Below are 7212 nucleotides of genomic sequence, written 5' to 3'. Positions count from 1 at the left end.
GTCTATTAGCTCAGTCGGTAGAGCACCTGACTTTTAATCAGGGTGTCCCGCGTTCGAGTCGCGGATAGATCACCAAAAAGGTGGCGACATAGCCAAGTGGTAAGGCAGTGGACTGCAACTCCTTGATCCCCAGTTCGAATCTGGGTGTCGCCTCCAATAAAATGCGCTCATAGCTCAACTGGATAGAGTGTCTGACTACGAATCAGAAGGTTAGGGGTTCGAGTCCCTTTGGGCGCACCATATAAACATCGAGGGATTATAGCTCAGCTGGGAGAGCACCTGCCTTACAAGCAGGGGGTCACAGGTTCGAGCCCTGTTAATCCCACCAGTGCAAACCTCTAGTAATTTTACTAGAGGTTTTATTTTTGATTAAAAAAGATTTATATTTAGGAGGTAAAAAATTTGTATATAATTATAGGAAATGAAATAGTTGATAGTGAAGAACTTAAAATAATCATAGATAAAAATAGTAAATTCAAAGTTGAGAAGGATTTAAGTAAAAGTACAAAAAGAGAGGATGTAATAGCTTATCAATTAAGTATAAATTTGGATTACTTAGATACTATTATAAGTGAACAAGATGAGTATATGACTTTATCTGATGAGGAAAAGTTTGATGAGTATATGACTTTATCTGATGAACTTGCACTAGATTTAGAAGAACTTATGCCAAAGTACACAATAATAAATGCTAGAGCATATAAATTAGATGAGGTAGAAGGAGTAGTAAAAATAATACTAGTTATAGCATATGCAGATTTAGGTCATCTAAAACTTTCTGATGTAATAAAACGTTTGTTAAGACAGATAGATTAAGATATGAACTATATTGAGAAAAGTATGTGAAATATTACGTAAAGATGAAAATAATTATGTAAACAGAGAAAAAAATAGTATAAAATAAAATCAATTGTAGAAATTTTCACACAAGTTTGTCTGAAATTCCATAAAAAATCCCTTAATTTTAGTGAGGTAAATTGAGTTTAGACAGTCTAAAAGTTATATATATTTATAAATTTATCTTATTAATTAAGGAACTTGCTTAAACATCTTCAAAAATAAAGTATTTTAGTCTATAATCTTTAATATTACACAAACAATAAAGGAGAAGAATAGAGTATGCTTAAAAAGTTTAATAAAATACTAGTAGCTAATAGAGGCGAAATAGCTATAAGAATATTTAGAGCCTGTTCAGAATTGGGGATAAAAAGTGTTGGTATATATAGTAAAGAAGATAAATATGGATTATTTAGAACAAAAGCAGATGAATCGTATTTAATAGGGGAAGGCAAAGGTCCAATAGATGCATACCTAGATATGGATGGAATAATAGACTTAGCAAAGAGAAAAAAAGTTGACGCTATACATCCAGGATATGGTTTTCTAGCAGAAAATGCAGAATTTGCTCGTAAATGTGAAGAAAATGGAATTACTTTTATAGGCCCATCATCTAAAGTAATGAATATGATGGGGGATAAGATAAACTCTAAAAAAATTGCAAAAGAAGTTAATGTTCAAACTATACCAGGAGTGGAAAAAGCAATAAGAAGTACTGAAGAAGCAAAAGAAGTTGCAAATAAAATAGGTTATCCTGTTATGATAAAAGCATCTAATGGTGGTGGCGGTAGAGGTATGAGAATCGTACATCATGAAAAAGATTTAGAACTTGAATATGAAACTGCTTGTAGTGAATCAAGAAAAGCTTTTGGTGAAGATATTATATTCATAGAAAAATATATAGCTGATCCAAAGCATATAGAAGTTCAAATATTAGGGGATAACTATGGAAATATAGTTCATTTATACGAAAGAGATTGTTCTGTTCAAAGAAGACATCAAAAGATAATAGAATATGCACCAGCATTTTCATTAGATGAAAAAGTAAGAAAAGAAATATGTGATGATGCAGTCAAGTTATCAAGATATGTAGGATATTCTAATGCAGGGACACTAGAATTCTTAGTAGATGCAAATGGTGGTCATTATTTTATAGAAATGAATACAAGAGTACAAGTTGAGCATACTGTAACAGAAATGGTTACAGGAATAGATATAGTTCAAAGTCAAATATTAATAGCTCAAGGATACAGTTTAGATAGTGAAGAAATAAATATAAAATCACAAGATGATGTTGAAATAAGAGGATATTCTATCCAATGTAGAATAACTACAGAAGACCCTAAAAATAGATTTATGCCAGACACAGGTAAAATTCAAGTTTATAGAACTGGTTCAGGATTTGGTATAAGACTAGATGGTGGAAATGGATTTACAGGAGCAAACATAAGTCCTCACTATGATAGTTTATTGGTTAAGACAATATCTTGGGATAGAACATTCCAAGGAGCAATAAATAAAACTATAAGATCTATAAAAGAACTTAGAGTTAGAGGTGTTAAGACTAACGTAGGATTTTTAGTTAATGTCTTAAATAATCCTATATTCTCAAATGGTAAATGTAGTACTAAATTTATAGATGAAAATCCAGATTTATTTGAAATAACAGAAAGTAAAGATAGAGGAACAAAATTACTTCAATTTATAGGTGATGTAATTGTAAATGATAACGCTTGTCAAGAAAAACCATTATTTGATGCGTTACATGAACCAAGAATGAATAAAGATGGTTCAAAGGCAGAAGGAAGTAAGATACTTTTTGATAAGTTAGGTAAATCTGCATATATAGAAAAAATAAAAAATGATAAAAAACTATTATTAACAGACACAACAATGAGAGATGCACATCAATCATTATTGGCAACAAGATTAAGAACATATGACTTACTAAAAGCTGCTAAACCAACAGAAAAATATCAAAAAGATTTATTCTCACTTGAAATGTGGGGTGGAGCTACTTATGATGTTGCATATAGATTCTTAAAAGAGTCACCTTGGCGTAGATTACAAAAACTAAGAGAAGAAATACCAAGTATAATGTTCCAAATGTTGCTTAGAGCATCAAATGGAGTTGGATATAAAAACTATCCAGATAATGTAATAGAAGAATTCACAAAAGAGTCTGCTAAACAAGGAATAGATGTATTTAGAATATTCGACTCATTAAACTGGGTTGAAAATATGAAACCATCTATTAATACAGCTCTAGAAACTGGAAAAATAGTTGAAGCAACTATGTGTTATACAGGTGATATATTAGATAAGACTAAAACTAAATATGACTTAGAATATTATATTAAGATGGCAAAAGAGTTAGAAAGTTTAGGAGCAGATATAATAGCAATAAAAGATATGTCAGGACTTCTTAAACCATACTCTGCTTATACATTAGTCAAAGAACTAAAGAAAAATGTAAAAGCACCAATACATTTACACACTCATGATACAAGTGGAAATGGTGTGGCAACTTGTTTGATGGCATCAGAAGCTGGTGTAGATATAATTGATGCTGCATTAGAATCTATGGCAGGGCTTACAAGTCAACCATCGCTTAATGCAATAGTAGAAGCTCTTAAAAATACAGAAAGAGATACAGGTATAGATTTATTTGGATATGATGAGTTAGGAAAATACTATAAGGATTTAAGAAAAGTTTATAACAAATTTGAAAGTGACTTAACTAACTCTTGTGCAGAAATATATAATTTTGAAATACCAGGAGGTCAATATACAAACTTAAAACCTCAAGCTGATAGTTTAGGATTAGTTAATAGATTTGATGAAGTTAAAGAAAAATATAAAGAAGCTAATGAAGTTGTAGGAGATATAATAAAAGTAACACCATCTTCAAAAGTTGTAGGAGATTTAGCTATCTTTATGACTAAAAATAAATTAGATAAAGATAATATAATAGAAGAAGGTAAGAACTTATCATTCCCAGATTCTGTTGTAGACTACTGTAAAGGTATGATTGGTCAACCAGAAGGTGGAGTACCAAAAGATTTACAAGAAGTAGTTTTAAAAGGTGAAGAAGCTATTACAGTAAGACCAGGTTCACTATTACCAGCAGAAGATTTTGATGAGATAGCAAAATATCTAAATGAAAAATATGATATAAATGCAAATATAAGAAATGTTATAAGTTATGCTTTATATCCAAAAGTTTATGAAGACTATATTAAACATTTACAACATTATAATGATATATCTAAACTTGAAAGTGATGTATTCTTCTATGGATTAAATAAAAATGAAGAATGTGAAGTAGAAATAGAAGAAGGTAAAGTATTAACAATAAGATTAGTTGAAGTTGGCGAAGTTAAAGAAGATGGATTTAGAACTATAGGTTTTGAATTAAATGGAATGGTTAGAGAAGTGGAAATAAAAGATAGAAACTTCTCTGGAAAAGTTACTAATGTTGAGAAAGCTGATATGAATGATCCACTTCAAATCGGAGCAAGTATACCAGGAAAAGTTATAAAGATAATGGTTAAAGAAGAAGATGAAGTAAAAGCAAATCAACCATTAATAGTTATAGAAGCAATGAAAATGGAAACTATAATAGTTGCTAAGACTGATGGAGTAATTAAATCAATTAAAGTAAAAGAAGATGATATGGTTGAAGATAAACAATTATTAATGATAATGAAATAATTGAATTAAAACAACTTATAAAACACTCTAAAATATTTTTATTAAATATTTAGAGTGTTTTTATTTATTTAAATTAAATATTTGTTAAAAAAAAGAGGAAAATTATATCCCTATGTAGAAATAAAGCTAGTAAGGAAAATGTTATCTAAAAATTCTAAAAATAATAAACATTTTCTAGACTATTTCTTAGGAAATAACAGCTAAGAGAAAATACATAAATTTAAAAGGTGGGTGCTTATATGAAAGTTTATGATAGTAATATGTTGAGAAATGTAGCGGTATTAGGACATAGCGGATGTGGTAAAACAAATCTAATCGAAACTATAGCTTACACAGCAAACACTAATAAGATACCTAAATTAACTGACAAGGTAAATATGACTTATAGTATGGGATTAATACCTATAGAATATAATGACTATAAGTTTAACTTATTGGATACACCAGGATATTTTGACTTTAGCGGAGACGTTGTATCATCTCTTAGAGCAAGTGATGCAGCAATAATAGTAATAGATGCAACAGCACCTATTCAAGTTGGTACAGAGAAATCATTAGAACTAACTGAGAGTATTCCTAAGATAATGTTTATAAATAAAATAGATAATGAAAAAGCAAGATATAAAGATGCAATAGCAATGTTAAGAGAAAAATACAATAATAAGATAGTTCCAATGATAAGTCCTATATACAAAGATAAAAACTTTGTCAAGTTACATAATGTATTTGAAAATATAGATGATTTAGAAGGTGAATTTAAAGAACAAGCTATGAGTGTAAAAGAAGCTTTAATGGAACTTATAGCAGAAACAGATGACCAAATATTAGATAAGTATTTTAATGGAGAAGAGTTAACTACAGAAGAAATCCAAAAAGGTATTGTTATAGGTATACAAAGAGGAGATATTATACCTGTAATATGTGGTTCAACTATAAATAACATAGGGACAAAAGAAATATTAGATACAATATCAAATTATATAGAACCTATATTTACAGAAGAGAGTAAGCCATTTAAAGGATTAGTATTTAAAACTATGGTCGACCCATTTGTAGGAAAAATGTCATATATAAAAATTACTCAAGGTACAATTTCTAAAGATAAAGAAATTTTTAATATAAACAAAAACATAAAAGAAAAAATAGCTAACATATATACATTGAGAAATAGTGAGTTAGTTGAAATAGAAAAAGCTAAGGCTGGTGATGTAGTAGTTGTAACTAAAGTTAATTCTCTAAAAACAGGAGATACTATATCTGTAGATAAAGATGCAGAAGCTTTAGATAAGATAGATTTCCCAAAACCACAAATATATTATGCTGTCAATCCTAAAAATAAGGGTGATGAAGAAAAGGTAGCTGCTGTATTAAACAAACTTGTAGAGGAAGACCCTACATTACATTGGTATAGAAATACAGAGACAAAGCAAGCTCTTTTAGGAGGACAAGGGGAACTTCACATAAAAACAATTAAAAATAAAATGAAAGATAAGTTTGGGGTAGATGTTGAATTAAATGACCTTAAAGTTCCTTATAGAGAAACTATAAAGGAAACAGCTGATGTACAAGGGAAACATAAGAAACAATCAGGTGGCCATGGTCAATATGGAGATGTAAAGATAAGATTTGAAAGATGTGAATCTGATTTTGAATTTGCAGAAGAAATATTTGGTGGTTCTGTACCAAAACAATATATACCAGCAGTAGAAAAAGGTTTAAAAGATTCTATGCAAAAAGGGGTATTGGCTGGTTTCCCTGTTACAAATATAAAGGCTACACTTTATGATGGTTCATATCATGATGTAGATTCTTCTGAAATGGCTTTTAAGATGGCAGCAAGTGCAGCCTTTAAAAAAGGTATGGAGGAAGCTCATCCAATATTATTAGAGCCTATTATGAAACTTAAGATAACTGTTCCAGAAGAATATATGGGAGATGTTATGGGAGATATAAACAAGAGAAGAGGTAAAATATTTGGTATGGAGCCAGATAATAAAGGAAAACAAATAATATTTGCAGAGGCTCCACAAGCAGAGACATTTAAATATGCAATAGATTTAAGAGCAATGACACAAGGTAGAGGATACTTTGAAATGGAATTAGAAAGATATGGAGAAGTTCCATCACAATTTGCAGAAAAAATAATTGGATTAGTTACTGCAAAGTAATAAAGAAGATATAATATTATATAATTAATATCCATCTATTATATAATATTATATAAAAATAATTTTGTAATTAAAGCTAGGTATATGCTTATTTTAAATAAGTATATATCTAGTTTTTATGTGTTTTTATAAAAAACAAGAAAAAATCAAATTAAAGTAATAAAAAATGTGAAGAATAAAAGATACTTTCTTAAACTGTTTTAATAAAAGAAAGTATCTTTTTATATTATTATTTTTAGAAATGTTTAATAATAATGATATGAAGGTATATTTACAAATACAAGGTATAGATACATTAAAAATAAATTAATAACCAAGAATTTTAAAACTTAATTATTGTAAATGTAAGAAGTAGAAGCTTATATTTAAAAAAAGATGGACACTTACATTTAAATTATTATGAAAAAAATAAATTTACACAATTTAGGGCTTTAAAAATTTAAATAATAGGTGTAAAATAGTAGTCAAAGAAAGTCAAAAATAAAAAGGTGTG

Annotated in this window: 3 protein-coding genes and 3 tRNA genes; all 6 read left to right on the top strand. The window is 28.9% G+C overall.

Annotation, left to right across the window (positions count from 1 at the left end):
* Positions 1 to 82 precede the first annotated feature (82 nt).
* The 6 genes from KGF41_RS19170 (at position 83) to KGF41_RS19145 (ending at position 6719) form a co-directional block, all read left to right on the top strand.
* Positions 83 to 156 (top strand) — tRNA-Cys (locus KGF41_RS19170).
* Positions 157 to 163: 7 nt separating this feature from the next.
* Positions 164 to 240: transfer RNA gene (locus KGF41_RS19165), tRNA-Arg, on the top strand.
* Between the two features lie 12 nt (positions 241 to 252).
* Positions 253 to 328: transfer RNA gene (locus KGF41_RS19160), tRNA-Val, on the top strand.
* A 74-nt stretch (positions 329 to 402) separates the two neighbouring features.
* Complete coding sequence (locus tag KGF41_RS19155) at positions 403 to 816, top strand: hypothetical protein (protein ID WP_227830198.1); 414 nt, start codon at positions 403 to 405, stop codon at positions 814 to 816.
* Between the two features lie 303 nt (positions 817 to 1119).
* Positions 1120 to 4551, top strand: a complete 3432-nt coding sequence (locus KGF41_RS19150) for a pyruvate carboxylase (protein ID WP_227842880.1) — start codon at positions 1120 to 1122, stop codon at positions 4549 to 4551.
* A 239-nt stretch (positions 4552 to 4790) separates the two neighbouring features.
* Positions 4791 to 6719 carry an elongation factor G gene (locus KGF41_RS19145; RefSeq protein WP_227830196.1) on the top strand — a complete coding sequence of 643 codons (1929 nt, stop codon included), beginning with the start codon at positions 4791 to 4793 and terminating at the stop codon, positions 6717 to 6719.
* Positions 6720 to 7212: the final 493 nt, after the last annotated feature.

This window comes from Clostridioides sp. ZZV14-6150 (genome assembly GCF_020657875.1).
GTDB lineage: Bacteria > Bacillota > Clostridia > Peptostreptococcales > Peptostreptococcaceae > Clostridioides.
The sequence above is the reverse complement of the archived record's forward strand: the minus strand, read 5'-3'. Positions and strand labels throughout refer to the sequence as shown.